This window comes from Citricoccus sp. NPDC055426, assembly GCF_040677445.1.
Classification (GTDB): Bacteria; Actinomycetota; Actinomycetes; order Actinomycetales; family Micrococcaceae; genus Citricoccus.
The window spans coordinates 387,501-413,632 of record NZ_JBFARZ010000003.1; the positions used below are offsets into that span (position 1 = coordinate 387,501).

General features: G+C 67.4%; 24 protein-coding genes, 1 pseudogene and 1 riboswitch. Of the genes and pseudogenes, 7 read left to right on the plus strand and 18 right to left on the minus strand.

Annotated elements, in window-relative coordinates; all coding sequences use genetic code 11:
• Positions 1-61 precede the first annotated feature (61 nt).
• Positions 62-319: a metal-sensitive transcriptional regulator gene (locus tag AB0K08_RS07570; protein ID WP_363353002.1), complete on the minus strand. Its 258-nt coding sequence runs from the start codon at positions 317-319 to the stop codon at positions 62-64.
• A gap of 185 nt (positions 320-504) precedes the next feature.
• Between AB0K08_RS07570 and AB0K08_RS07575 the strand changes: the two genes are divergently transcribed.
• Positions 505-1,029 carry a rhodanese-like domain-containing protein gene (locus AB0K08_RS07575; protein WP_363353120.1) on the plus strand — a complete coding sequence of 175 codons (525 nt, stop codon included), beginning with the start codon at positions 505-507 and terminating at the stop codon, positions 1,027-1,029.
• Positions 1,026-1,916, plus strand: a complete 891-nt coding sequence (locus tag AB0K08_RS07580) for a sulfite exporter TauE/SafE family protein (protein ID WP_363353004.1) — start codon at positions 1,026-1,028, stop codon at positions 1,914-1,916. The genes AB0K08_RS07575 and AB0K08_RS07580 overlap by 4 nt, the downstream gene beginning before the upstream one ends.
• A 34-nt stretch (positions 1,917-1,950) precedes the next feature.
• On the opposite strand, the gene AB0K08_RS07585 is transcribed toward AB0K08_RS07580, so the two are convergent.
• The 10 genes from AB0K08_RS07585 to AB0K08_RS07630 all read right to left on the minus strand — a co-directional run bounded on the left by AB0K08_RS07585 (position 1,951) and on the right by AB0K08_RS07630 (position 13,098).
• On the minus strand, positions 1,951-2,409 hold the full coding sequence (locus tag AB0K08_RS07585) for an N-acetyltransferase (protein ID WP_363353006.1): 459 nt from the start codon (positions 2,407-2,409) through the stop codon (positions 1,951-1,953).
• Positions 2,410-2,438: 29 nt separating this feature from the next.
• Positions 2,439-2,906, minus strand: a complete 468-nt coding sequence (locus AB0K08_RS07590; RefSeq protein ID WP_363353008.1) for a hypothetical protein — start codon at positions 2,904-2,906, stop codon at positions 2,439-2,441.
• Between the two features lie 220 nt (positions 2,907-3,126).
• On the minus strand, positions 3,127-3,795 hold the full coding sequence (locus tag AB0K08_RS07595; RefSeq protein WP_363353010.1) for a thiamine phosphate synthase: 669 nt from the start codon (positions 3,793-3,795) through the stop codon (positions 3,127-3,129).
• On the minus strand, positions 3,792-4,613 hold the full coding sequence (thiM, locus tag AB0K08_RS07600; protein ID WP_363353012.1) for a hydroxyethylthiazole kinase: 822 nt from the start codon (positions 4,611-4,613) through the stop codon (positions 3,792-3,794). The genes AB0K08_RS07595 and thiM overlap by 4 nt, the downstream gene beginning before the upstream one ends.
• Entirely contained in the window at positions 4,610-6,055 is a 1,446-nt protein-coding gene (locus AB0K08_RS07605; protein WP_363353014.1) for an MFS transporter, read from the minus strand. The genes thiM and AB0K08_RS07605 overlap by 4 nt, the downstream gene beginning before the upstream one ends.
• Entirely contained in the window at positions 6,052-7,764 is a 1,713-nt protein-coding gene (locus AB0K08_RS07610) for a bifunctional hydroxymethylpyrimidine kinase/phosphomethylpyrimidine kinase (RefSeq protein WP_363353016.1), read from the minus strand. Before AB0K08_RS07610 ends, AB0K08_RS07605 begins: the two co-directional genes overlap by 4 nt.
• Positions 7,755-7,848, minus strand: a riboswitch (TPP riboswitch). (Overlaps the previous gene by 10 nt.)
• Before the next feature lie 180 nt (positions 7,849-8,028).
• Entirely contained in the window at positions 8,029-9,042 is a 1,014-nt protein-coding gene (locus AB0K08_RS07615) for a DUF6454 family protein (RefSeq protein ID WP_363353018.1), read from the minus strand.
• 241 nt (positions 9,043-9,283) lie between these two features.
• Entirely contained in the window at positions 9,284-12,397 is a 3,114-nt protein-coding gene (locus AB0K08_RS07620) for a DUF3427 domain-containing protein (RefSeq protein ID WP_363353122.1), read from the minus strand.
• Positions 12,398-12,529: 132 nt separating this feature from the next.
• Positions 12,530-12,766 (minus strand): SDR family oxidoreductase, encoded by a 237-nt coding sequence (locus tag AB0K08_RS07625; RefSeq protein WP_363353020.1) that lies wholly within the window; start codon positions 12,764-12,766, stop codon positions 12,530-12,532.
• Between the two features lie 59 nt (positions 12,767-12,825).
• Positions 12,826-13,098 (minus strand): FAD-binding protein, encoded by a 273-nt coding sequence (locus AB0K08_RS07630; RefSeq protein ID WP_363353022.1) that lies wholly within the window; start codon positions 13,096-13,098, stop codon positions 12,826-12,828.
• An 83-nt stretch (positions 13,099-13,181) separates the two neighbouring features.
• Between AB0K08_RS07630 and AB0K08_RS07635 the strand changes: the two genes are divergently transcribed.
• Positions 13,182-14,099 carry an SDR family NAD(P)-dependent oxidoreductase gene (locus tag AB0K08_RS07635; RefSeq protein ID WP_363353024.1) on the plus strand — a complete coding sequence of 306 codons (918 nt, stop codon included), beginning with the start codon at positions 13,182-13,184 and terminating at the stop codon, positions 14,097-14,099.
• On the opposite strand, the gene AB0K08_RS07640 is transcribed toward AB0K08_RS07635, so the two are convergent.
• A complete protein-coding gene (locus AB0K08_RS07640; RefSeq protein ID WP_363353026.1) occupies positions 14,096-15,046 on the minus strand; it encodes an aldo/keto reductase in 951 nt (316 codons plus the stop codon). The genes AB0K08_RS07635 and AB0K08_RS07640 overlap by 4 nt on opposite strands.
• Positions 15,047-15,204: 158 nt before the next feature.
• On the opposite strand from AB0K08_RS07640, the pseudogene AB0K08_RS07645 reads away from it, so the two are divergent.
• Both AB0K08_RS07645 and AB0K08_RS07650 read left to right on the plus strand, forming a co-directional pair.
• Positions 15,205-16,250, plus strand: a pseudogene (locus tag AB0K08_RS07645) (NAD(P)-dependent alcohol dehydrogenase).
• Between the two features lie 40 nt (positions 16,251-16,290).
• Positions 16,291-16,995 carry an alpha/beta hydrolase gene (locus AB0K08_RS07650; RefSeq protein WP_363353028.1) on the plus strand — a complete coding sequence of 235 codons (705 nt, stop codon included), beginning with the start codon at positions 16,291-16,293 and terminating at the stop codon, positions 16,993-16,995.
• A gap of 68 nt (positions 16,996-17,063) precedes the next feature.
• On the opposite strand, the gene AB0K08_RS07655 is transcribed toward AB0K08_RS07650, so the two are convergent.
• Both AB0K08_RS07655 and AB0K08_RS07660 read right to left on the minus strand, forming a co-directional pair.
• Positions 17,064-18,206, minus strand: coding sequence for a PQQ-dependent sugar dehydrogenase (locus AB0K08_RS07655; protein WP_363353030.1), 1,143 nt, complete (start codon positions 18,204-18,206; stop codon positions 17,064-17,066).
• Between the two features lie 178 nt (positions 18,207-18,384).
• Positions 18,385-19,182: an IclR family transcriptional regulator gene (locus AB0K08_RS07660; protein ID WP_363353032.1), complete on the minus strand. Its 798-nt coding sequence runs from the start codon at positions 19,180-19,182 to the stop codon at positions 18,385-18,387.
• A gap of 99 nt (positions 19,183-19,281) precedes the next feature.
• Between AB0K08_RS07660 and AB0K08_RS07665 the strand changes: the two genes are divergently transcribed.
• Positions 19,282-20,064 (plus strand): SDR family oxidoreductase, encoded by a 783-nt coding sequence (locus AB0K08_RS07665; RefSeq protein ID WP_363353034.1) that lies wholly within the window; start codon positions 19,282-19,284, stop codon positions 20,062-20,064.
• 113 nt (positions 20,065-20,177) lie between these two features.
• Here AB0K08_RS07665 and AB0K08_RS07670 read toward each other — a convergent pair whose 3' ends face one another.
• Positions 20,178-21,182 (minus strand): extracellular solute-binding protein, encoded by a 1,005-nt coding sequence (locus AB0K08_RS07670; RefSeq protein ID WP_363353036.1) that lies wholly within the window; start codon positions 21,180-21,182, stop codon positions 20,178-20,180.
• A 144-nt stretch (positions 21,183-21,326) separates the two neighbouring features.
• Here AB0K08_RS07670 and AB0K08_RS07675 point away from each other — a divergent pair, with 144 nt between their 5' ends.
• A complete protein-coding gene (locus tag AB0K08_RS07675; protein WP_363353038.1) occupies positions 21,327-22,415 on the plus strand; it encodes a zinc-binding dehydrogenase in 1,089 nt (362 codons plus the stop codon).
• A gap of 74 nt (positions 22,416-22,489) precedes the next feature.
• On the opposite strand, the gene AB0K08_RS07680 is transcribed toward AB0K08_RS07675, so the two are convergent.
• Genes AB0K08_RS07680 through AB0K08_RS07690 form a run of 3 tightly spaced genes read right to left on the minus strand, consistent with a single transcriptional unit; the run spans position 22,490 to position 26,100 of the window.
• Entirely contained in the window at positions 22,490-23,539 is a 1,050-nt protein-coding gene (locus AB0K08_RS07680; RefSeq protein WP_363353040.1) for a zinc-binding dehydrogenase, read from the minus strand.
• 21 nt (positions 23,540-23,560) lie between these two features.
• Positions 23,561-25,048, minus strand: coding sequence for an aldehyde dehydrogenase family protein (locus tag AB0K08_RS07685; protein ID WP_363353042.1), 1,488 nt, complete (start codon positions 25,046-25,048; stop codon positions 23,561-23,563).
• A 50-nt stretch (positions 25,049-25,098) separates the two neighbouring features.
• The gene (locus AB0K08_RS07690) at positions 25,099-26,100 is read right to left on the minus strand and encodes an extracellular solute-binding protein (RefSeq protein WP_363353044.1); all 1,002 of its coding nucleotides are present in this window, start codon (positions 26,098-26,100) and stop codon (positions 25,099-25,101) included.
• Positions 26,101-26,132: the final 32 nt, after the last annotated feature.

Consider the following 26,132-nt stretch of genomic DNA (forward strand, 5'->3'; position numbering starts at 1 on the left):
CAGAGAAAGGGCGCCCCGCTGTCGCGGGGCGCCCTTGGCGTCGATCCGGGGACTCGGAGGGTCAGGCCAGGGAGAGGAAAAGCTTCTCCATGTCAGCCTTGTCCATAGAGCCGTCCTCCTTGGTCAGGCACTGCTCCAGGCCGGTGGCAATGATGGCGAAGCCGGCCCGGTCCAGCGCCTTGGAGACGGCGGCGAGTTGGGTGACCACGTCCTTGCAGTCCCGCCCCTCCTCCAGCATCCGCGTCACCGCGGCCAGCTGCCCCTGGGCTCGTTTGAGGCGGTTGATGGTGGGCTTGAGTTCGGTGGGATTGAGTTCCATGGGATTTCCTTAGGGGTCAGGGGAATCGGCGTCGACCGCCATTCTATACCCCCGGGGGTGTGTTGCATACCCGTGGGGGTATCTGTCAGACTCGTGGAGACATATCCACCGAACGGAAGGGATTCCCCTTGACCCTCACGGCCCCCGCCCTGACCGACATCGACCCCCACACCCTGCGCGAGCGGATGGAGGGCCACGATGACCTGATCGTGCTGGACGTCCGCTCCGCCGCGGAGTTCGAGGGCATGCACATCAAAGGCTCCTACAACGTCCCGTTGCCGCTGCTGTCGGAGCACGCCGATGAGGTGGCCGAGCGCCTGGACCGCCACGTGGTGCTGGTCTGCCAGTCCGGTGTCCGCGCAGGACAGGCCCGCACGCGGCTGAACACCGCCGGCCTGGAGAACGCGATGGTCCTCACTGGCGGTGTGCCGGCCTTCGAGGCTGCCGGCGGTGACGTCGTCCGCGGCGCCGGGCGCTGGTCCCTGGAGCGCCAGGTCCGCATGGCCGCAGGTTCCCTCGTGCTGGCCGGGATGCTGGGCGGCAGGCTCATCTCCCCCAAGGTCAGCGTGGTGGCCGGCGCCATCGGCGCCGGACTGACGTTCTCCGCCGCCACCAACACGTGCGCCATGGGCAATGTCCTGTCGAGGATGCCGTGGAACAAGACCGCATCCGAGCCCACCTCCCGGTCCGCGATCCAACAACTGCCGTGACGGCCACGCTCATCGTCACCCTCGCGCTCTCGGTGCTGATCGGGGTCTCCCTCGGCCTGCTGGGCGGCGGGGGGTCGATCCTCACCGTCCCGATCCTGACCTACGTGGCGGGTCTGCCTGCCCGGGAGGCGATCGCCGCCTCGCTGTTCGTGGTGGGCACCACCTCGATCGTCAGTGTCGTCTCCCACGCCCGCAGGGCCCGGGTGAAATGGCGCACCGGCCTGGTCTTCGGTGGTGCCAGCATGGCCGGCGCTTTCGGCGGCGGCCTGCTCGGCGGGCACGTCCCGGGCACCCTCCTGATGATCGCCTTCGCGCTGATGATGGTCGCCACCGCGGCAGCCATGATCCGCGGCCGCAAGGACTCGGTCGCCGCCGGTGCGGATGAGGCCACGAGGCTGCCCGTCGTCAAGGTCGTCATCGAGGGGCTCGTCGTGGGCCTGGTGACCGGTCTCGTGGGTGCCGGCGGTGGGTTCCTGGTGGTGCCCGCGCTGGTGCTGCTGGGCGGACTGTCCATGCCGGCCGCCGTCGGGACCTCCCTGGTGGTCATCTCCATGAAGTCCTTCGCCGGGCTGGGTGGCTACCTGACGAGCGTCCAGTTGGACTGGGGGCTCGTGGCCGGGGTGACCGCCGCCGCGATCGCCGGTTCGCTGATCGGCGCGAAGCTCACCGGGATCATCCCCGAGAACGCGCTGCGTGAGGGCTTCGGGTTCTTCGTCCTGGCGATGGGCGTCTTCGTGCTCGTCCAGGAACTGCCGTCGCCTGCCGGACCGATCGTGGGCGTGGTGGGCTCAGCCGCCGTGGTCGGCGCGCTGCTGTGCCGCTACGCCATCCCGGTCTGCCCCCTGTATCGCCGCCGGGCCAGCGTGGAGGCATCCCAGCCGGCCTAGCTCCAGCAGCAGCGGAGTGCCGCTGCGGCCGTCCTCACCGCCCGCAGCGGTCCAGCCGCTCCCAGGGCCAGTCCTCGGCGATCCACTCCACGAGCGCGTCGGCCAGGGGACCGTCCAGGCCGGCGTGGCTGGCCCGCACCCAGGACTGGACGGTGACGTCGTACCCCTCCTTCTCGGGCGGGTAGAGGTAGACGCAGCCGATCACGTCCCCTTCGCCGGGGCTCAGCACCGTGAAGGTGAATCCCCTGCGGGCCTCGAAGTCGGCGGCGTGCCGGTTCAGGTCCTCGAGGTTCCGCTCCAGCGGATACCCCTCCGGTGGCGGCCAGTTGCCGTCCGGGTATCCGGGCGTGGACCGGATGTGCTCCACGCTGGACATCCACGCCGCCAGGTCGGCCTCATTGTGCTGCGGGCCCAGCGGTTCCAGGCGGAATCGGTCAGTGACCAGCAGGACCGGCGGATCGAAGTCGGCAGGGATGAAGGTCTGCGGAGACATGGGTGGAGTGTATCGAGACCGCAAGGCGCCTAACCATGCCGGCGGAAGAAGTACTCGTCCCCCGCCTCCCTCCTGCGGAAGTAGAACCCACCGGTCCGGCAGGCATCGTTCGGCGAGGCCTCGGGATGGTAGTCGAGGACCACGCCGACACCGTTCATCCCCTGGACCCAGTCCAGCAGATCCCGGCGGTGCGACTCCTTCACCTCAAGGCATTGCTGCATCCGGTTGAACGTCATCAACCTCCGCATGGCCCCGGTGTTCCGGTGACGGGCGTCGATGTCCCACCCGGTCATCTCCTCGACGGAGCGAGGATCTCCGGCAGCGCTCCCGGCGGAGGCCTGCGTGTCCTGCTGCGCGCCCTGCGCACCGTCGGTCAGCTGGCGCCAGACCTCGGAGGGGGTCACGTCGAGGGCGTCGGCGATCTCCAACAGTGTTCGTCCCTCCCGCCGCATCCCCATCAGGGTGGCGTGGTCCGGGAGTTCTGGTGGGACGGTCATGGAGGGCCTTCCTTCGGTGTGGCTCGGCGAGGGTCCGGTCGGTCCGATCCGAACGCGGTCCCCCGAAGGTAGCTCCGCCCGGGGACGTGATAACCGGTGGGCGCTGCCTCTGACTGATCTGTGCTGGGCTGGGCTGGGCTGGGGCAGAACTACCTGCAACTTCTGCCCTCAAAACGCGGGGTTGGATGCTGGCCGTCGAATCATGATGACGACTCTGAACTCAAGGACCCGAGAACCCCGTCAGGACCTCCCGCACCACAGCCCCCGGATCCGCCGCCTCCATCAGCGCCCGGACCATCACGACGCCGGCCACGCCCGTCCCCGCGAGCGCGGCGGCATCCGCGACGGTGACGTCCCCGATCGCGACGACCGGCAGCCTCGTCGCCGCCACCAGCGGACCGTAACCAGACACCCCCAGCGGTGGCCGCCCGGAATCCTTCGTCGGGGTCAGCCGGAACGGCCCGGCGCCGATGTAGTCGAGCGCCCCGCGCAGCTCCTCCGCCGCGCGGACCAACTCCAGGGTGCCGGTGGTCAGCCCGATGATCGCGTCCGGCCCCAGCAGTTCCCGCGCGTCCGCCACGGGCAGGTCGTCCTGCCCCAGGTGTACCCCATGCACCGCGGCGCCCCGCGACCGCGCCGCCCAAGCCACGTCGGCCCGGTCATCCACCAGCACCCGCGCGGTCGGGTTCGCGGCGCGCACGGCCTCGGCCACGGCACACGTCAGCTCGAGCAGCTCGGTCGCGGTCGCGCCCTTGGCCCGCACCTGCACGACGCCGGCCCCGGCTCCCGCCGCGGCGGCCGCCACCTCCACGGTGCGCCGCCCGGTCCCAGAGGTCACGAGGTAGCAGCGCAGGTCCAGCGGCCCCGACTGACGAGCACCGGCGTTCACTGCCCCAACCCGTTCTCCACCATCTGCCCCACGGCGTCCAACGCGTCCAGGAGCTCCACCCGGAAGCTCCCCGGCCCCGCGGCCCGCTCCGCGGCGAGCTCCCCGGCCAGGTCCAGCCACGTGGTCGCGGCCAGCGCCGCACGGAATGGATCCACCTCCACCGCGCAGCACGCCGCGGTCAGCGCCCCGAGCAGGCACCCCGTGCCGGTGACCCGGGTCAAGAGCGAGGTGCCGCGCGCGACCAAAGCCTGCCGGCCGGCGTCGAGCACCAGGTCCGTTGCCCCCGAGACGGCGACGGCTCCCCCGGTCCTGCGCGCCACCTCACGGGCCGCGGCCTCGGCCGCCGCCGGCGCAGCCACCGAGTCCGCCCCACGCCCGCCAGCGCCGGCTCCCACGAGCGCGAGCACCTCCGAAGCATTGCCCCGCACCACCTCCGGATGAGAGTCCAGCAACCGCCGGGCCAGGGGCGTGCGCACGGGGGCCAGACCGATCGCGGTGGGGTCGAGCACCCAGGGGCGGCCGTCGCGCACGGCGGCGGCCACGGTGGCGGGGATCCCGTCCATCGCGTCCGTGCTCAGGGTGCCGAGGTTGACCGCGAGCGCGTCGGCCACGGTGGTCACCACGGGGGCCTCGGCCAGGGTCTCGGTCATCATGGGGCGGGCGCCGGCGGCGAGCAGCCCGTCCGCCACGATCCCCATGGAGACGGTGGCGGTGAGGCAGTGCACCAACGGCGCACGCTCGCGCGCCGCACGGATCACCGGCGCGACGGCGGCCAGGTCCGGATCGCTCTGCGCGCGCCCGGGTGCCGGGCCGGTCACCGGACCACCCCCGCGGCCACGGCGTCCAGATCATCCACCAGGTCCCTCGGGGCGAGCCGGGGCCCGAGCGCGCCGCCGAGGGCCAGCAGCAGCCCCCCGAGGCCGACGAGCACCATGACCGAGCCGTGACGGCCCAGCGCCGGTTCGATCAACGGCAGGTAGAACGGGTAGAGCGCCGGCACCACCAGGGACAGGCTGTAGCCCATGCCGTAGCCGGTGGAGCGGACCTCGGTGGGGAAGCGCTCGGAGAGGTAGGCCGACACCGGCCCGTAGGCGGAGACCGTGATGACCTGCAGCACCGCGGCGAACACGGCGGCCAGCAGGAAGGCGGAGGTGGTGACGGCGAGCCACCACACCACCGGCCCGGCCAGGGCCGCCACCAGGCCCCAAAGCACGAACAGCCGGCGCCGGCCGGTGAACGTGGAGAGGTGACCGGCCACGGCCATCACGATCGCCTGGGCCACCGAGGCCAGGCCGATGACCACCGGGACGGCCGCCGGATCCAGCGCCGAGTCCGTGCTCAGGCGCTCGGTCAGCAGCAGCACCGTGCTGTAGGTCAGTAGCCAGAGCCCGGTCATGAGCAGGAAGACCTGCCAGAAGGCCTTCGCCCACCGGCCGGTGAGCAGCGATCCCAGGCCCGACGCCGGCCGCCCGCCTGCCGCGGCCGGCTCGCCGGAGGTGCTGGTCGCGTTGGGGGCGGCGGAGGAGTTGGCTGCGGCGTCCCGGGAGCGGTGGAACACGGGGGCGTCGGCCACCTGGCGACGGTAGTACACGAACATGCCGAGGGAGAGGGCCGCACCGAGGACGAACAGCAGGCGCCAGCCCCAGGCGGCGTAGTGCTCCGGGCCGATCAGCGCGAGCAGTCCGGCCACCGAGAACGCGATGGTGGCCTGCGCCCACGGGGCCATCGACAGGATCAGCCCGCTCATGAGACCGCGGCGCTTCCCGGTGGACCATTCCATGGCCAGCGGGATGGCAGCGGAGTACTCGCCGGCCACGAAGATGCCGCCGAGGAACCGCAACGCCAGGATCAATGCCACCGTCCCGGCACCGAGCAACTCGTGGGTGGGCATGGCGGCGATGGCCAGCGCGCAGACGGCGGTCCCGGCGATCGCGATGCGGGTGGTGCGGGTGCGCCCCAGACGGTCGGAGATCCGCCCGAACACGATCCCGCCGACCGGCCGGCCGAAGAGCATCGCCACGATGATCAGCGCCCCCGTGGACGCGGTGGCGGCCGGGCCGGCGAGCACGAGCATGGCCGGTGCCAGGGCGGTCACGGGCAGGAAGACGTGGATGTTGTCGATCCAGTTGCCCACCACTCCGGCGCGCAGGGCGGCCTTGCCTTCGGGCGGCATTGCCGCGACGCCGGACTGCTGCGGGGGATGTTGTGGGGACCGTTGTGGGGTGAGGCCGTTTGAGAGTCCCTGGGCGGCGGCGGTCATCGGGTTGCTCCGGCCAGGGCCGCCACGGAGGCTGCGTGCTGTGAGGCCTGTGCCGGTGTTGGCGCCTCCGGCTCGAGCCGCGTGGCCTGTTCGAAGAACTCGAGCTCGTGCCGACAGGCGGTCAAGTAGGCCCGCGCTGCGGCGGCCCGCACGGATGGACTGGCGTCGGCGAGTTCGAGCTCCACCTGCTCCAGGGCGCCCTGCACCGCGGTGACGAAGCCGGGGTCCCGGTAGGTGTCCAGCCAGGCGGCATAGGGATGGCCCGCCGGGATGTCCGGGATCCCGCCGCCTACTTGTGCGTAGAGCCAGAAACACGGCAGCACCGCAGCCGCCCCCACGGCCCGGTCCTCGCCAAGCGTGGTGGCGAGCAGGAAGTCGGTGTAGACGCTGGTCACCGGGCTGGCGGCGGTGCGGGCGGCCTCGGGCCGAGTGGCCATCCACGACCTATGCAGTTCGGCCTCCTCGGTGATGGCGCCGGTGGAGGCCTGGGACCAGAACAGTTGCGACTCGGTGCTGGAGGAGCGCGCGGCGAGGGCGGCCAGGGAGCGGGCGTAGCGGTTCAGGTAGAGCGCGTCCTGGGCCAGGTAGAACGTGAAGTCGGCCTCGGACAGGCTGCCGTCCACCAGGGCGCGGACGAAGGCCGAGGCGCCGATGGCAGCCGTGGTCTCCGCGCCGGCCTCCCACAGCGCGGCGGTCCAGGGGCCGGCGGGCGCAACGGTGGCAGCCACGGCCTGCGCGACGGCGGCCGGCGCCTCGGTCATGAGCGTCCGGTTCCGTTGGGCCCGGGGATCCCTCGGGGCACCCAGGTCCTGCGGTGCCTCGAGAACTGCGGGGACGGCGTCGTGCCTCAACCAGGGGTTGGCCGAGCCGGCGGCCTGCAACCGGCGGGACCGGTGGGCGTGGTCCACAGGCCCGTGCCCGGAGCCGACCTGCAGGGCGGCACCGTGGAGAATGGCCTCGTGCAGCCACCCGGTGGCCCAGGTCAAGGCGGCCTCCGGGGTGTCCCCGCGGCCGAGGCGGGTGGCCAGGGCGGAGGACAGGGAGCAGCCGGTCCCGTGGGTGCTGGTGGTGTCCACGCGGGTGGAGGGCGCAGGGATACGGGTGCCGTCCGGGCCGACCCAAGTGTTGGTGACCCGGGTGCCGTCCAGGTGGCCGGTCTTGACTACGACGGCCACGCCGGTCTCGGCCGACCAGGCGGCGGCCTGCTCGAGGGCCTGGTCCTCGGTGGCCGCGCGGGGCTGGCCGGTGAGGACGGCAAGCTCATCGATGTTCGGGGTGACCACGGTGGCGCGGCGGCAGAAGGAGACCATGGCCTGCTCGGCCTCGGGCTGCAGGAGGCGGTGCCCGCTGGTGGCGACCATGACGGGGTCCACCACGAGGAAGTTCGGTGGGTTCTCGTCCAGCCAGGCGGTGACGGTGGCGATGATGTCCACGGTGCCGAGCATGCCGGTCTTCACGGCATCCAGGGTGACGTCATCGCTGACGGCGTTGAGTTGTGCGGTGAGGAAGTCGGTGGGTGGGACGTGGAGGTCCCGCACGCCGTGGGTGTTCTGGGCGACGAGGGTGGTCACCACGCTCATGCCGTAGCCGCCGGCCGCCGTGATCGACTTGAGGTCCGCGGCGGTGCCGGCACCTCCGCTCGGATCGGTCCCGGCGATCGAGAGCACGCGGGGAACAGAGGAATGCTGGGTAGGGCAAGAAGAAGTCACGCGGACATCCCTTCGCTAGTACGAGCTAGATCAGGTTCCACGGGTGTTATCTCAGCGCCAGCCGGCGCACCCCGTGTCCACGGGCCAGTGTAGGGCAGGTCACCAAGTGCAACGCTTCCTGCCATGTCGCCATCGAACAGCGGGTCACCTTGCCTTCCTCCTGCCGGCCACGGGCTCGTCATTACGGGCCAGACGGGCGGTCAGAAGCTCGCACCTGCCGGAGGCGAGAACGGCCCCGGCACCGTGGGTGCCGGGGCCGGGCGTTCAAGGCCAGAGACTCAGGGGCGCCGCCTCGTAGACAAACAGCTCGGTCCCGGCGACCTCTTCGCCGTCGTCCGGGGCGGCGAAGAGCCGCAGGACATCGCCTTCGGCCTCGAGTGCGGCTGGGTTGCGGGTGATCGTGTGGCCGGCCGTGGAGACCATGGGGACGGGCACCTCGTGGAGGATCTCGTGGGTGCGCAGGTCGGTCAGGGCGATGCCGCCGAGCTCGAATGACTGGCCGGCGTCGTTGCTGAGGTTCGTGATGCCGTAACAGAGCTGGGTCCGGCCGCCGGAGTAGTCGCAGTCCTGGTAGTCGAAGAAGTGGCTCGGGTTCAGGGTCTCGTCCTTGAGCTTCCCGTGCTGGTTCCAGGCGAAGAAGTCGCGCGAGCCCCAGCTGACCCCGTGGATCTGGCCGGTCTGCTGATCGCGGACCACGCCGCCGATGTGGTCGTCGTGCCGGAACTGCTCGGTGACCTCAAGGGTCTCGGGGTCGATGGTGTAAACGATCGAGGCGCTGTCCGGACGGTACTCGGCCACCGGGACCCAGAGCTTCTCGCCATCGAAGTCCACGCCGCCCGGGTGGTACACGTCCCCCTCCCCCAGCTCGATGTCCTTGATCAGCTCGCCCTCACGGGTCAGTACGAAGACGTGCCCCTTCCCGACGCCGGCCGTCCGGTCCATGCCGTCGACCGGCTCCTCGTACTTCACCGTGGGTTCGATGATCTCCACGCTGGAGAGGTAGATCCGCTCCCCCACCACGGTCATGCCCTGCGGGTGGTAGGTCTCGAAGTCCAGGGACAGCTTCTCCACCAGCTCCCACGCAGTGGACCGGGTGGTGGCCTGGAACAGCTCCGCTTCCGGGGTCAGCTTCTGGTTCCCTCCGGTCCGCTGCTGGGCCTCGACGCCGGGCGCCTCCTTCGCCGGTTGGGCGGCGGGTGCAGAAACGCCAGCGATCGACCCGGTCAGGGCGAGGGCTGCGGCGGCAAGGGCGCCGGTGGCGGGGAGGGATAGACGCATGATGGACGCTCCAGGTGTGGTGGGCCACGTGGCGTGGCGGGGATACCGAGAAACCTAAGAGACGGAACGGATCATGCGGTGACCAGCACAGGAACGGCGCGGGAATTGTGGTGGGCGCGTCGGCGTCCTCGGCACATCAAGGTTGACTGATCCCAGCAACCAAAGCGGTTCAGTCGCTCCCGTCTCGATCTTGACTTGCTTCCCCCTGCCAATGCCTTTGCCGCCGATTCCGTCCCCATGGTCAGGCGACCGCACCGGCGGTTCGGAGTACCTCGACTGGCATGTCGCGGTGCAGTTTCCAAGTTATCTGCATTGGGCGCTCGCCTTGCCACGAGTCCAGATCCGCAGTTCCGAGGCAGACGAATGGCGCAGTGCCGATCTCATTGTTGGGGGCCTCACGAACGAACAGCATCGTGTTCGTACCATTCGTCAGCTTGGTCACGTAGCGACTGCCCGCGACTGACGATGCCCGGGTGCTGTTCTGGCTTTCCCAGTGGAACAGGTCGCGGCTGATAGCGTAGTCGCGGTACATCGTGGTGGGCGAGAAGTCGCGCTCTGACTTCTTCAGGTTGATGAGCAGCGCGTCCGTCGAAAATTCTTCAGACCATGCGACTCCGGACACGTGGGCCATGTCAGGTGACTTTTCGAAAGTACGGATCCCGAGCGCTGGCAGGATTTCCTCGCGCCGGTAGTGCGCATGAGCAAGAAGCGGAGTCGCACGACCTAGGGCCGTCTCACTGGGGTTCGTTCGCGTCGCCGAGAGGGTGTGTTCAAAAACCTCCTGAACCTCCCGGACGAACTTTGACTGCGTCCGAACCCAACGATAAGCGTCGTCAAGGGATTCGAACCGGCCCTTCTCGTAGATCGCTGTGAAGTAGAGCATCTCGGCGAACTGACGTTCCCGAACAGTCAGAGAATCCATCGCAACGTCTTCTTGTAGCAAGCGCAAGTACGTCTCGGCACGCTCCTGGTCGTCAACATGGATCAGCGATGATGCACGAAGGACTTGATGTAGCTCGACTGGCGGCCATTCAGCCTTGGGCTCGGCACGGTCAGCGCGCATCTTCAGGGTCGTCCACGAGCGCCCGCTCTTTCCTGCCCGGTACACATCAGACAGGCTCCGGCCTGCCTCATCCAAGTACTGATTCAGGCGGAACTCCCAGATGGACCGCTCACCTGCGTGCTCTCGGATGTCCTGGGCCAGCTGATTCGCGTTCATGGCGATCTGGCCCTTGACGTTGTTGATCACAACGTCCTTGGCCACGGCATCCAAAACGATCTGGGAGCCGGCCGGGAGAAATGGGAAGTCGTTCTCAACGTCGTCGATCAGTCGCTTGCGCCCGGATCCAGTGAGGGCGCGGAGCTTCTGGTCGAACCTGAACTCCTTGCGCTGCATGCCGATGAAGTCCAGGACGGTCAGGACGTCCTTGCCAAAGGATCTGCGCAGCCCACGTCCGAGTTGTTGTAGGAAGATCGTCGCGCTCTGGGTCGGACGCAGGAACAGGACGGTGTTCACCTGGGGAATGTCCAGACCTTCATTAAAGACATCGACGGTGAAGATGCACTTGATCGCACCACTGCGTAAGGCTTCGAGGGACGCACGGCGTGCCTCACGTGGCGTCTCCCCAGTAACGACAGCTGACGGGATGTTTGCGATGTTGAACCGTTCGGCCATGAACTGGGCATGTCTGACCGAAACGCAGAAACCTAAGGCTTTGACGTCGTCGAGAGAAGAAGACTTGTCCACCAGTTGTTTGGCGACCAGTCTGGCGCGGGCCTCGTTGCCGGTATAGAGGTTCTCCAGCTCCCCGATGTCGTACTTTCCCGCACGCCAAGAGATGCCGGACACGTCCACTTCATCGGCCACCCCGAAGTAGTGGAATGGGACCAGGATGTCGGAGTCTAGTGCGTCCCACAGCCTCAACTCTGACGCGATCCGGTTGTCGAAGAATGCCTTGACGTTGACGCCGTCGGACCGCTCCGGTGTCGCAGTAAGGCCCAGCAACTCCGCGGGCTGGAAGTGTTCCAAGATCCGTCGATACGTCGCCGCTTCGGCATGATGGAACTCATCGATCACGACAACATCGAAGTGGTCTGGTCCGATCGAGTCGAGACCCATTGAAGCCAGTGACTGGACGCTTGCGAAGACGTGGTTCCACCGGATCGGACGTTGGCCGTCGACGAAAAGTTCACCGAAAGACCCGTCACCCAGAATGTTTCGATAGGTGCTCATGGCCTGTTCGAGAATCTCTTTGCGATGGGCGACAAACAGCAGCCGCAGATCCTTCTTGTGCTCGGTGACGAGGTTTCTGTAGTCCAAGCCAGCCACCACGGTCTTGCCGGTGCCCGTAGCGGCAACAACTAGATTCCGATGCCGACCGTGGACTGTCCGCTCGGCCTGTAGGTCCTCAAGGATGAGTGTCTGGTGCGGATACGGGCGCACGTCGAGGCCAGACAGATCGACGGGCTTGCCTTCACTGCTAAACGACCCGTTGCTGATTTCCCGGTCCAGCCGTGCAGCGTCCGTTTCTGGGTCATACGGTTCGAAGGCTGGATCCTGCCAGTAGCTCTCGAAGGTCGCCTCGAACTTTCTGATCAGCTCGGGCGTAGTTACGGACGACAGCCGGACGTTCCATTCCAAGCCATCAAGCAACGCAGACTTGGAGAGGTTCGACGAACCCACGTAGGCCGTGCTGAATCCGCTGTTGCGGTGGAACATCCACGCTTTCGCATGGAGTCGGGTCGACGTCGTCTCATAGCTGATGTGGACCTCGCCACCGAAGTCCCGCACGATACGGTCAAGCGCACGACGCTCGGTGGCGCCGACATAGGTCGTGGTGATGACCCGGAATGGCACCTGGCGGCGCTTCAGCTCTGCGAGCTGTTCTTCCAAGACGCGCAAGCCATGCCACTTGACGAAGGCGCAGAGCAGATCCACCCGGTCGGCGGAGTCCAGCTCGGCACGCAGCTCAGCGCCCAAGCTCGGTTCGTGGGACGAGTTGGTCAGGAGCGCCGCTGCAGAAAGTGGCGATTCCGGACGGTGGAAAGGGACAGAAACTGGTCCACCCGAAGCACGGATTTCGGTCAGAGTCGCCAGGGCCGTCTCAGCCTGAGGAGCCGAAGCGAGGTAATCATCGCCCAGGACTGCGATGAGTTTTCGAGCCAGCTCTACGCGATCAGAAGCACCCTTTTTCGATTCCAAGGCGTGCCTGATGACTCCGGTGAGGTGGGTCGTTAGCTGGTGCGGTTCCTCCCCGTCATCAACGTCAGCCGTCTCGTACCGCATGCTCTCAGAATCGTTCAGCCGGCTGGCCAACTCATCGGTCAGCAAGGTCTCGTAGATCCCCACAGGCATTTCCGAAAGCGCGCCGTCGCCGACCGGATCCACTGGAACGACCTTTCTCGTTATCGGCATCGAATTGCGGGATACCAATAGCGAGCGCATCCCGAATGATCGAACCGTAACAGGAGCTAAGAACGGGCCGAATTACTGTGCCTCGTACCCGCCATCCACGGACCATGCGGCGCCGGTGACGAAGCTGGCGGCATCGGAGGCCAGGAAGCAGATGAACTCGGCGACCTCCTCGGGGATGCCCAACCGGCTCGTCGGCTGCCGGGCGGTCATCTGGGTGAGTACCGAATCATTCAATCTGGAGGTCAGCGGGGCGTCGCGGTTGAACCGGTCGATCGTGGCCGATGCCGTACTTGCGCATGAGCTTCTCATCGCCCACGGTCCAGGCGTACACCAGCTCCTCGTCCACTGTTTGTTGCAGACCAGGTCTTTTAATACTGTCTCCGGCCGGCACCACACCGAGCCGTGCCTGAGCTCGACCCGCGCGCCCCGCCGATGACCGCTCCGGTGACCGCGCCGTCGTCGTTGGTCACCAGGTCCTCCACCGGGGTGATGGTCCATACCCGCACCCTGGCCTCCAATGCGGAGGCCACCATCCGGGTCATCAACGCCGAACCGTTCGTGCGCTTCAGCGGCTGGCTGAGCACAGCCGTGTCCGCCCAGGTGCGCAGCAGCTTCGGGGCCGTGTAGGTGATGGTTTTCACGGACGCTCCATTGAATCGAACGCTTTCATCCTTTCATCAGGACGCCGGGTCCGGGGGGCGGGGAGCACGAATAGGATGTCGGGATGACCACCTCTTGGCGAGACATCCCGGAACGCACCCTGCTCGTGGGCTGCGGCGCGCTGGGCACCCGGCTCGGTCAGCGGCTGGCCGCAGACGGCGGGCAGGTGTTCGCCCTGCGTCGGCAGCCGGCCGGGTTGCCTGCGCCTTTCACCGCGCTGGCCGTGGACCTGCACGAGCCCGTGCGAGCAGAGCTGCCGGCCGTGGACGCCATGGTCATCACCTTGCCTCCCGGCGGTCCGGTCTCCGGTCCGACGCCCGGCCCCGGGCAGGGGCACGACGACGGCTACCTCGCCGCCCTGCGGAACCTCGCCGCGGCGCTGCCGCATGTTCCAGACCGCGTGGTACTCGTCTCCTCCACGCGCGTCCTGGGCGGCCACACCGGCGGCCGGCCCCTCACCGAGCGGGACGAACCGGCCCCGGCGGGTCCGCGGGCCGAGGTCCTGCTCGAGGGCGAGCGGCTGGCCGCGGATCTCCTCGGCGCGCACATCCTCCGCCCGGCCGGGATCTACGGCCCGGGACGGGAGATGCTGCTGCGCAAGGTCCGCCAGAGCACCCCGGTGCAGTACGCCCGCCGCACCAACCGCATCCACGAGGACGACCTGGTCCGCACCCTGCACGCCCTGCTCCTGGCGGAGCAACCGCCCGGCCTGCTTCACGCGGTGGACCAGTCCCCCGCACCGCTGGGCGAGGTGGTCACCTTCATCGCAGAGCGGCTCGGGATGTCACCACCACCGCCGCTGGAGCCGGAGGAGGCCACGGGCACGGTCCTGGACGGCACCCTGTTGCTGGATCTGCTGGACACCCTGGTGCACCCGACCTACCAGGACGGCTACGGCCGCCTGATCGAGGCCCGGGGCGGGGCCGACGAAGGGACCGGTGCTCTGCGCCAGGACGGGACGGACTCCTCGCGCCAAAATTAGGGCACGTGGTGCCCGGCGGCCTGGATCAGCCCGTACCACTCGGCCCGGGTGAGCCGGAGGTCGGAGCCGGCGGCGGCGTCCGTGACCCGCTGCGGGGTCGTGGTGCCGAGGACCACCTGCATGCCGGCGGGGTGGCGGGTGATCCACGCGGTGGCGATCGCGATGGGGGGGACCCCGTACCTGGCGGCCAGCCGGTCCAGCTCGGCGTTGAGTTCCGGGTGGTCCGGGGAGCCCAGAAACACCCCCGAGCCGTCACCAGACTGGATGGTCGAGTAGGCCTGGAGCGTGATGCCGTGGGCCCGGCAGTAGTCCACCAGGCCACCGCCGTCCCGCACCAGCGCATCGTCCTGGCCCGCCATGTTCGAGGCGATCCCCTGGGCCACGATCGTGGAGTGCGTGAGCGAGAGCTGGACCTGGTTGGCCACCAGCGGCTGGCGGACGGCGCTCTTCAGCAGCTCGATCTGCCGCGGCGTGTGGTTGGAGGCGCCGAAGGCCCGGACCGTTCCGGCGGCCTCGAGCGCGTCGAAGGCGCGGGCCACCTCCTCGGGCTCCACGAGGGCGTCCGGGCGGTGCAGCAGCAACACGTCGAGGTAGTCCGTGCGCAGAGCCCGCAGGGACTGCTCCACCGAGGACATGATGTGCTCGTAGGAGGAGTCGTAGTGCCAGGTCTCCCCGTCCACGATCCCGGTCTTGGTCTGCAGCGTGATCTGTTCCCGCTCGGCGCCGCCGAGGTTCAGCGCCTCGGCGAAGCGGCGTTCGCAGTGGTGGTAGCCGCCGGGGTGGTTGAAGCCGTAGAGGTCGGCGTGGTCGAAGAAGTCGATCCCGGCCTCTCGGGCGGCGGTGTAGAGCGCACGGATCTGCTCGTCGGTCTTGTCCGCGATCCGCATCATTCCGGCGATCACGTTGGGCACTCGGGTCTCGGTGGTGCCGAGGGGAACGGTCTTCATGGGGCTCCTTGCCGGTGGTCGGGCTCGGTCGGGGTGCTGCTGTCCATGATGCCCCGTCACGGCATCCGCCAGACGGGATGGTTGACTGGTCCGGTGGCAGCGGCGGGCGATCCCCGTTGCGGCCACGTCCATCCGTACCGACAGTGCAAAGGACTCTGATGACTGCTGTTCCCGCCTACATCGCCGCGAACGCTACCGACCCGATGACCCCCGGGACCATCGAGCGGCGCCCCGTCGGCCCGCATGACGTGCGGATCGACATCCACTGGTCCGGCATCTGCCACTCGGACATCCACACCATCCGCGGCGACTGGGGCCCGCAGCCCTACCCGCTGACCGTCGGCCATGAGATCGCCGGGATCGTGGCGGAGGTCGGCTCCGAGGTGACCACCCACCGGGTGGGCGACCGGGCCGGCGTCGGCTGCCTGGTGAACTCCTGCGGCGACTGCACCAACTGCGCCAACGGGGACGAGCAGTACTGCCTGAACGGCGCCGTGGGCACCTATGGCGCCAAGGACCGGGACGGCACGATCACCCAGGGCGGCTACGCCACCGGGATCGTGGTGGATGCCGACTTCGTGCTGCGCATCCCCGAGGCCATCCCCTTCGAGTCCTCCGCCCCGCTGCTGTGCGCCGGGATCACCACCTACTCCCCGCTCAAGCGCTGGGGCGCCGGGCCGGGCAAGCGCGTCGGCGTGGTCGGCTTCGGCGGGCTGGGGCACATGGCCGTGAAGATCGCCCACGCCATGGGCGCCGAGGTCACCGTGCTCTCCCAATCCCTGCGCAAGCAGGAGGACGGCGAGCGCCTCGGCGCGGACCACTACTACGCCACGAGCGACCCGGAGACCTTCAAGACCCTGTCCCGGAGCCTGGACCTGATCATCAACACGGTCAGCGCCCGGTGGACGTAGACGCGTTCCTGGGCCTGCTGGCCGTCAACGGGGCCCTGGTGAACGTGGGCGCCCCGGCCGAGCCGATGAGCCTGAACGTCGGCTCCCTGCTGGGCGGGCGGCGCTCCTACGCCGGCTCCATGATCGGTGGGATCGCCGAGACCCAGGAGATGCTGGACTTCTGCGCCGTGCACGGCATCGCAGCGGAGGTCGAGGTCATCGGCGCCAACCAGATCAACGAGGCCTGGGAGCGGGTGCTGGCCTCGGACGTGCGCTACCGCTTCGTGATCGACGCCTCCACGTTCACGGCCTGACCCCAGGCCCAGTCGGCGCACTTCCTGAGAGAATGTGCTCGTGAACACACCGCAGTCCTCCTCGGCCTCCAGCCCATCCCCCCTGCCGACAGAACCTCCGACCCCCACGCATCCGGACCATGTCATCGTGTGTCCGGGAGGTGGCTATGTCGGCTACGCGGAGAACGACGGCGGCCCGGCCGTCGCCTGGCTTCGCCAGCTCGGGCTGTCCGCCAGCGTCTTCCGGTATCCGATCCACACCCGGCACCCTGGTCCGGTGGACGCGGTCCGGGCCGAGGTGGCCCGGATCCGTGCCAGCGGGGCCCGGCGCGTGGCCCTGATGGGGTTCTCGGCGGGCGGTCATGTGGCCGGCCAGGCCGCCCTGACGGGCACGGGGCCCGACCGCGTGGACGCTGCCATCCTCTGCTATCCGCTGGTGTCGATGGAGATCGATGCCCATTCAGGCTCCCGGCGCGAGCTGCTGGGGGAGGCACCCGGCGCGGTGGAGATCGCGGCCACGTCTCTGGAACAGCTGGTCACCCCGGAGGCCCCGCCGTTCTTCCTCTGGCATACCGCCGACGATCCCTCGGTGTCCGTGCGGCACTCCTATCTCCTGGCTCAGGCTCTGGCGGACCAGGCGGTGTCCCATGCCCTGCATGTGTTCCCCGAAGGGGAGCACGGGCTCGGGCTGGCCGTCGGAGCGGGCGAGCCGGAGAGCTGGACCGCGCTGTGCGCTTCCTGGCTGACGGCCAGAGGATGGCTCTAGCCACCGGGCCTTCGCGGAAAGCCCGCGGGGCCAGCCCGCGGGTGCAGGCTGCGGTGGCTGCACAGGGCTCAGGACCCGGGTTCCAGGCGGAGGATCCGATCGTCCTCGGGGCCGGGATCGCCGCGGCCGTCGGTGTTGTTTGTCAGCACCCACAGTGAGCCATCGGGGGCCTCGGTGGCGTCGCGCAGGCGCCCGTACTCGCCGGCCCAGTGCTCGGTGGACTCGCCGAGCGAGCCCAGGGGAACCTGGCGCAGCACCTCGCCGCGCAGGTTGGCGATGTACACGGCACCTCCGAGAACCGCGATCCCGCTGGGACTCGCCTCGGCCGGCGCCCACTGCTGCACCGGATCCACGAAACCCTCCTGCCCGGCGATGCCCTCCACCTCAGGCCAGCCGTAGTTGGCGCCGGCCTCGATGATGTTGAGCTCGTCCCAGGTGTTCTGCCCGAACTCGCTGGCGTACAGCGTGCCGTTCTCATCCCAGGCCAGGCCCTGAGGGTTGCGGTGCCCGTAGCTGTAGACCGGGGAGCCCTCGAAGGGGTTGCCCGCAGGCACCCCTCCTTCCGGCGTCAGCCGCAGGATCTTCCCGGCTAGCAAGTCGAGGTCCTGAGCGTTCTCAGCCCGGCCGGCATCACCGGTGGTGGCGTAGAGCATCCCGTCCGGACCGAAGGCGATCCGACCCCCGTTGTGGTTGCCGGCGGCCGGAATCCCCGCCAGGATCGTCTCCGGCTCCCCGAGGGCCAGGGCGCCGGGTTCGCCGCTCAGGGGAATCCGGTCGATCCGGTTCTCGCCCTCGGCGGTGAGGTAGGCGTAGAGGTGGTCATCGTGGACGGCGATCCCCAGCAGACCGCCCTCGCCCCGTGGCGCGGCGTCCTGAACGGTGATGATCTCCCGAGCGGCGCCGGCCTCGTCGAGCTCGAGGATGCGGGCACAGTCCCGCTCGCTGACCAGCGGCACCTCGCCGTGGAAGGCCACGGACCATGGCGCCTCCAGCCCCGAGGACACCACCACGACGCCGGCCGCGTCCGGTTCCGTAGGCGGCGCACCGGAGCCGGCCGTCCCCTCCGAGCCGGCCCCGGCCCCGCTCGGTGACTGCGATGGGGCCGGAGCCGGCGTGCAGCCGGAGAGACTGATCGCGGTGCCCGCGAGGGCGAGGGCCGCGAGGATGCGGCGGGGCATGGGGGCCGCGCGCACCTCGGGGTGGTTGTCCATGGGTCCAGCGTAGTGAGGCCGGTGCCCGGTGGTTACTCCTCCTCGGCCTCCATCATCGCCGAGGCCGTCATCACGCCGATCATCACGGGGGTGCGCAGTTCCAGCGGGAGAGTTGAGTTCGCGTGGGTGTTGGGGCCCAACACCCACCCGAACTCGACTCAAAGCAGGCGGCGGAGGATCAGCGGGGGCGGGGCTCGCTGCGACGCTGCATGCCGCGGGCGGATGGCTCGTAGCCGAGACGGCGGGTGATGGCCCGGGCGGCGAACTGCAGCTGCGGGATGGTGACGGCCAGATGCTCCTCGCCGCGAGGCACGATCACGGTGAGCGCCCCCACGGCGCGCTGGTCCTCCACCAGGATCGGCACCGAGATCCCGCTGGACTCCTCCACAATGATGCCCGCCATGGAGACGTAGCCGTTGCGGCGGATGTCGGCGAGGACCCCGCGCAACTGCTCCGAGTCCGTAATGGTGTCCGGGGTGAGCTGCTCCAGCCGCCGGCGCAGGAACAACTCCTGCTGCTCCTCCGGCGCGTAGGCCATGAACACGAGTCCGGCCGAGCAGCCGTGGACCGGCAACCGGCCGGCGATCTTGGTGATGTTGATGGTGGCGTCGTCTGCGGCGAGCCGCTCCAGGTAGAGCACGTCGGTGCCCTCCAGGACGCCGAGGGAGACATGGTTGCCGGTGTGGTTGAGCAGGTCCTCCATGGGCGGCAGGGCGGCCTCCCGCAGAGACGAGGCCCGTGATCCCCGCGAGGCCATCTCCCACATCCGGTGGCCGTGGCGCAGCCGGCCGGAGTCGTCTCGCACCAGCAACCCCTCGAGCTCCAACTCGGCCACCAGTCGGTGCACCGTGGAGACCGGCAGCCCGACCGTCCGCGCGAGCTCCCGCAGGTGCAGTGCCGGGGCATCGTCACCGAAGGCGGAGAGGATGCGCACCACGCGGTGGATCACGGATTCCCCGGAGGGCGAGTTGGCCACGGGACTGCCTTTCGAGACGTCTATGAGAGTGACGCCGATCATACCGTTCAACGGAACAGGTGGATCCGTCCGGTCGGCCGAGGTCCTAGCGTGACGGCCATGAACGAGAATTCCACCCCACCAGCCGGCCGCGCCGCCGGCAAGGTCGCCCTGATCTCCGGAGCCGCCCAGGGCATGGGCGCCTCCCACGCCCGCGCCCTCGCCGCCGCGGGGGCCTGCGTCATGATCGGTGACCTGCAGGAGGAGACCGGCGCCGCCCTGGCGGAGGAGATCAACACGGCCGAAGGCCGTGCGGCCGCCGCCTTCACCCCGCTCAACGTGACGGACCTCGAGGCCTGGACGGCCGCCGTCGGGCAGACGGTACGGGAGTTCGGGAAGCTGGATGTGCTGGTCAACAACGCGGGCATCTACACGCCCGGCACCGTGGAGGAGGCCTCTGTGGAGGACTGGACGCGGACCTTGGACATCGACCTGACCGGCACGTTCCTGGGGATGAAGGCGGCCGTGCCGGAACTGCGGAAGCAGCAGAGCTCCTCGATCATCAACGTCTCCTCGATCGCCGGGCTGGTCGGGTTCAAGAACCGCGCGGCGTACTCGGCGGCGAAGTGGGGCGTGCAGGGGCTGACGAAGACCTCCGCCCTGGACTTCGGCCCCGATGGGCTCCGGGTGAACTCCATCCACCCCGGCTCCGTGGAGACGCCGCTGACCGCCGGGCTCAAGCGCGGCTTCGGGCAGGTGCCGGCCGGGAGGGCGGCGCAGGTCGAGGAGATCAGCTCGCTGGTGCTCTACCTGGCCTCGGATGAGTCGCGGTTCGTCTCGGGCGCCTCCATCGCGATCGACGGCGGCGAGACGGCCGGGAACAACCTCCGCCAGGACTCCTGACCTCCGCAGGGTCGGCCCGCGCGCGTTGCGGGTGGGCCGACCCTGCGGACGCCCGCCATTGCGGTCCGCTCCGGCTTACTGGGCCATCTCACTCCACCAGCACCGAGGAGTGTCTACTCGAGGCCCAAGGTGCCGACGATCTCGTCACGGTTTTCCTGCGCCCTCGGCAGAACATCGCCCAGCGGAACAAGGCCCTCGGACAGCGCCGGAGGCCCTTCGACGTCCGTTCGAGCTGACGAAGTCACCTCGCCGTTGAAGGCTTCCTGCCCCTCCTTCGAGGACAGGAACTCGAAGAACGCGGCCGAGCCCTCAGGATTCTGTGCCTCGTTGCTCACCACCGTATAGACCTCGATGGTCGTACTGGGAGCGAACGGCTCGATCGCCAGCGGCGCACCGGATTCCATCAGGGCATTGATGGAAGACAGCGCCACTGGCGCCAACACGTCGGCTCCGCCGGAACTCACCGTCTCGCCCCCAGGCACCGCGCTCGTCACGAAACGCGGTTCCTGGGCTGCCAAGTCGGACAGGAAGTCCTCGCCGTACTCCTCGGCCAGAACCTGATACCACGCGAGGTACCCCGGCTCACCGCGCGGATCGACCAGAACAAGCCGGCCCTTCAACTCCGGCTTCAGGAGGTCTTCCCAAGAACCGAGGCTTTCCGGGAACGCCTGCGTGCTGTGACCAAGCATCATCTCGTGGTAGGAAGCCACCAATACGCCATCGTCATAGGCCTCTTCCGGATACCCCTCGTCAATCTCGGAATCCGTCTTCCACCAGCCCTGGTCCTGTCCCTCGGCAAGGAAGGCCGAATCGCTCTGGGTGACGACATCCGCAGTGGCCGCGCCAGCCGATCGCTCGGAAGAGTACCGGACCGTGATGTCGCCGGTAATGGCTCGCATGACCTCGACGTTGACATCCGGATACTGCTCATTGAATGCCTCGATCAGCGCATCGTTGTAATCGGGAGCCTTGGAGCTGTACCAGACGACAGTGCCCGAGGGCCCCTCCCCTTCAGCACCGCCGGACGCGCATCCAGCGATGGATGCGATCAGCCCTGCCGAGACTGCGACTCCAGCCAACATTCTCAACTTCAGATTCCCTCTTCGGCTCCATGCCACGCGGAACGCCTCCCTTGGTTCGCTACTTGATCAACTGCGACGGAACTCACAATCACTAAACAGTATCATGGTAGTCTCGTAATACGGAGTGACGAACAGTGGGCAGCGTCTCACTCATTTAACTACTCACGGAGGTACTAGAACGTGAAAATACGTGGAGCGGTCTTCGAGGCGAAGGACAAGCCCCTGACCGTCGAAGAGCTTGAGATGGATGAGACACCAGGGCCCGGCAATGTCCTCGTGCGCTACAAGGCCAGTGGCATCTGCGGCACAGACCTGCACAAGTCCAGGAATCTCGATATCCCCCCGCACCTACTCGGTCACGAAGGTGCCGGCGTCGTCGAGGCGGTCGGCTCCGGAATTGACGACCTCAAGGTCGGCGACAAGGTCATCATGTCGTTCCGCTCGTCGTGCGGCAATTGTTTCTACTGCCTGCGCGGACAGAACCCTCAATGCGAATGGGGAGGTGGTCCCGCACGGACGATCCTGCGGCAGAAGAGGTACCGGCGCGCCGATGGCACCATGCTTGATGCGGACCTGGGGACTTTCGGCGAGGCGGCGAACGTCCCCCGCCAGTACGTCGTGAAAGTCGAGTCAGACCTACCGTTCGAGCAACTCGCACTTGTCGGTTGCGGAGTCACCACTGGCTTCGGCGCGGCGGTCAACACCGCGGGCATCAGAACCGGATCCACAGTCGCAGTCATCGGCTGCGGCGGAGTCGGACAATCGGCCATTCAAGGTGCTCGCATAGCCGGTGCAAGCATGATCATCGCCATCGACACGGTACAGAGCAAACTCGACTACGCGATCAAGAACGGCGCAACTCATACGGTCCTCGTCGCAGACAGCGTCGACACGGTCGCGGAGGTCAAGGCCCTCACCGCAGGTCGCGGCGCCGATTTCGCACTGGAGGTCACCGGTTTCGCCGAGAACGTGGTCAAGGGCTACGAAATGGTCCGCCGTCGCGGCATTGTCGTGGCCGTCGGCATCAAGGCGGCCCAGGTCACGCTTCCCATCCACGAGATGATCCTCGAGGAGAAGCGGCTCTATGGCAGCCTCTATGGCTCCTCCCAAGTGCCTGTCGAGTTTCAGCGCATTATCGATTTCGCCGAACGGGGCGATATCGACCTCGGAGCGATGGTCTCGAACGTCATCGGCCTGGACGAGGTCAATGAGGGTCTCGATGCCATGGCTGAAGGCAAAGTCATCCGATCAGTCATCTCTTACGGCTAAAGCCACACCAAACAACGCGACGGCTCCCACGAACACTTCGTGGGAGCCGTCGCGTTTCCGTTTCAATGAAGAGTTCAGTCGTCCAGGACGAGAATGGACCGGCCGAGCACCTTGCCCGAGTTGAGATCGTCCATCGCTTCGACGACGTCCTCGAACGTGTACCGATTCGTGATCATGGTTTCGAGATCGAGCGTGCCACCCGCTGCCCAGTCGAGATATTCATGCACGTCCGCCTGGAGGCTGGAGCCACCGAGGGTCCCGATGAGATCGAATTCGCCCAGCAGCATTGGCCGCGTGCTGATGGTGAGCGGCTTCTCCGGAATGCCCACGAGCACGTGAGACCCTCCGCGATTCACGCCCACCTTGCCCTTGCGCAGCGAGCTCAGACCCTGCTCGACAGTATGGTCGTTGGTGACGCAATCGATGACATAGTCGACGCCCCCGGTGAGTTCCAGGATGCGTGCCACGACGTCCTCGGTCCGTCCGTTGATCCCGGTCGTCGCGCCGAATCGTTCTGCGAATTCAAGCTTCTCGTCGCTCAAGTCAACGGCGATCACCTGGCTGGCGCCCACTTCTCTTGCCGCCACGACAGCTGAAAGCCCAACTCCACCGAGGCCGATCACCGCCACCGTGCTGCCGGATTCGATGGCCGCTGTCCGCTTCACCGCACCGGCGCCGGTCAAGACGGCGCATGCGACGACCGCCGAAACGTCGCGGTCAGCCGAGTCGTTGACCGCGACTACGTACAGTTCGTCGACGATCACGTGGGTCCCCCAGGTGTAGATGTTGGGCGCGGTTGCCGTTCGGCCATCTGGCAGAACAACGGTTCCGATTTCGGGCACACGCTCGTCATCCCTCGGGATCCAGGTCACCAGAACTGCCTGACCAGGCGTCACCCAAGTGACGTTCGCGCCGACACTGTCGACGACCCCGAGCGCTTCGTGCCCGAAGAGCATCGGTTCGGCATGCGGCTGGGTGGACCAGAAGATCTGACTCTGGCAGACTCCGGTGCTCTTGATTCTGACAAGGACCTCGTGTCCCGAGGGGTCCGGTAGCTCAACGTCAACGATCTCGAACGGTTCACCGACGTTCTCTTGGACAACAATTCTGGCGGCAGTGGTCATGCCCATTCCTTTGTTCGTGGATCAATTGGCTTTGCGAGGGGCGCGCGTGGCGATTTGGACGTGCCGGGGCTCGAAATACGCTTCGAGTCCCCAACGGCCCAGCTCGCGACCGACACCGCTTTGCTTGAACCCTCCGAAGGGGGCATCGACTCGAGCGCCGCCACCGCCTCCATTGATCACGACAGTCCCGACGCGCAGGCGTCGGCCCACAGCGGTCGCCTCGACGACGTCCGCACCGAAGACGTATCCCTGTAGGCCGTACTGACTGTCATTGGCCAACTCGACGGCTTCGTCGACGGTTCGGTAGCTGGACACCACGGCAACCGGGCCAAAGACCTCCTCCTGCACGATCTCTGCGTCTTGGGCCAGATCGGCCAGAATCGTGACGGGGAAGAAGTACCCCACCCCTCCCTCGGGAAGGTCCCCTTGTGCAAGGAGTCGACCGCCCGATGCGATCGCCCGGTCGACCATGCCCGCGACGTTGGCTCGATGCTCGTCACGGATCAGAGGGCCCACCAAGGTGTCTTCGTCGAATGGGTCTCCGATGGTGATCTCGGCGACAGACTCCTTCGCCAGTCGTTCGAACTCTGCGAAGTCATTTTCGTGCACGAGGTAGCGCGTCGGAGCAGCGCAGGCCTGCCCGGTGTTACGGCTCGTGCGCTGAATCAGTGGAGCCACGACGTCTTCCAGATGGGTTCCTGGAAGAATGATTGCGGGTGACTTGCCCCCGAGCTCGAGGACGACGTCCTTGAGCGATGTCGCAGCCTGTCCCATGACGAGCCGGCCCACGGTCGCAGACCCGGTGAAGCCGACCTTGTCAATCGACGGGTGCGTAGTCAGCAATGTGCTGACCTCCGCTCCCCCAGCCAGAACGTTGATGACGCCGTCGGGGATCCCTGCTTCAGCGATGAGTCGACCAAACTCCAGCGTGGCAAGCGGCGTCTTCGGCGACGACACCAATACCACGCTGCAGCCAGCGGCAAGCGCGGGTCCGAGCTTCCACATTGCCAGAGTCAGCGGGAAATTGTATGCGGAGATCGCAGCGACCACACCGACGGGAACGTGGTCCACGATGCTGATCCCGTCCAGCAAGGGGGCGGGATCCAACGCTTCCGAGAAGTCGCTCCCCGCCAACTCCGAGTAGTAGCGCAAGGTGGCCACCGGCTGGCCGATTTGAATCATACGGGCCGTCGAGATCGGCGTGCCGACCTCTGAGACCAGCACATCGAGTAGAGCGTCGCTCTGTTCGAGCAAGTCCGCAAGCTTGCCGATGGCAGTGGCACGCGTTGCAGGAGGAAGACCAGACCACCGTCCGTCGTCGAAGGCCTCCCTCGCTGCGGCAATGGCGGACTCAGTCTGCGCTTCGGTAGCGCCCGCCACCTCGCCGATCGGTTCCCCCGTCGCCGGGTTCACGACCCGGATGACTTCTCCCTCGCCCGGAACGGATGCGCCGTTGATGGTGAGATTGGTAAACAAGGTCCGAGGGGTGGAAATCGTTTCGCTTGTCATCGTTCCTACTTTCGCGGTGTCAGTGCGTTTCGCTGGGTGAGCACGTCCGGTTACTGGATTCCGAGCAACCCGACGATTTCGTCTCGTCTGTCATTGGCCGCAGGAAGAAGATCCCGGAGTTGGACGTAGTCCTCAGGCAACGACGCCGTGCCCTCAACGTCCTCCCGAGGGGATGCCCCCACGGCCCCGTTGTATGCCTGCTGCCCCTCCTTTGAAGTCAGGAATTCGTAGAGCGTCGCAGCAGCCGCGGGATTCTCGGCGTTCGAGGTGATCATGGTGTAGTACTCGATGCCCGTCGTCGGCTCCGGCTGAAGGAGCTCGATGGGTGCACCCGCGTCGATCATCGTCGTTGCCGAGGGGACAGCGTTCGGTGCCAACACGTCGCCGCTTCCGGCCCCCAGTGACTCGTTTCCGGGCACGACGCTGGACACGAATTGTGGGTCCTGAGCGGCGATCCCGCTCAAGAAATCGTCGCCGTACTCCTGCGTCCAGAGTTGCATCAGTGAGAGATACGCAGGGTCATTGCGCACATCCGGCATGATCAAGCGTCCTCGATACTTCGGATCGGTCAGGTCTTTCCACTCCTGCGGCGCCTCCGCTGAACCCAACGAGTCCGTGTTGTAGCCCAAGAGGAGTGGCAGATATCCGATGGTCGCCACCCCATCGGCATACTGATCTTCTGGCCAGCCTTCAGCCGTCGGGACGTCCGTGTCCCACCAGCCCTCATCGGCGCCGCTCTCCACGAATACCGGATCTGAAAGTGTCACGAGGTCGGCGCTCGCCTGACCAGACGCTCGCTCCTGGCCATACCTGGTGGCCAACTCGCCGGTGACCAAACGAAGAACCTCAACGTGGATATCCGGGTTCGCTTCTTGGAAGGCAGTGACCACGGCTTCGTTCTGAGTGGGATTGTGCGAGCTGTACCAGACGACTGTGCCTGAGGCGCCTTCCGCAACCGGCCCGCTCGCATTTCCCGGCGAACAAGCCGACATCGTCCCGGCGAGGCCAATCGCGACAGCGACTAGCACCGCACTCTGTAGTGATCGTTTCATCTGTGACTCCTCAGTGAGTGGCAAGTTTTCCT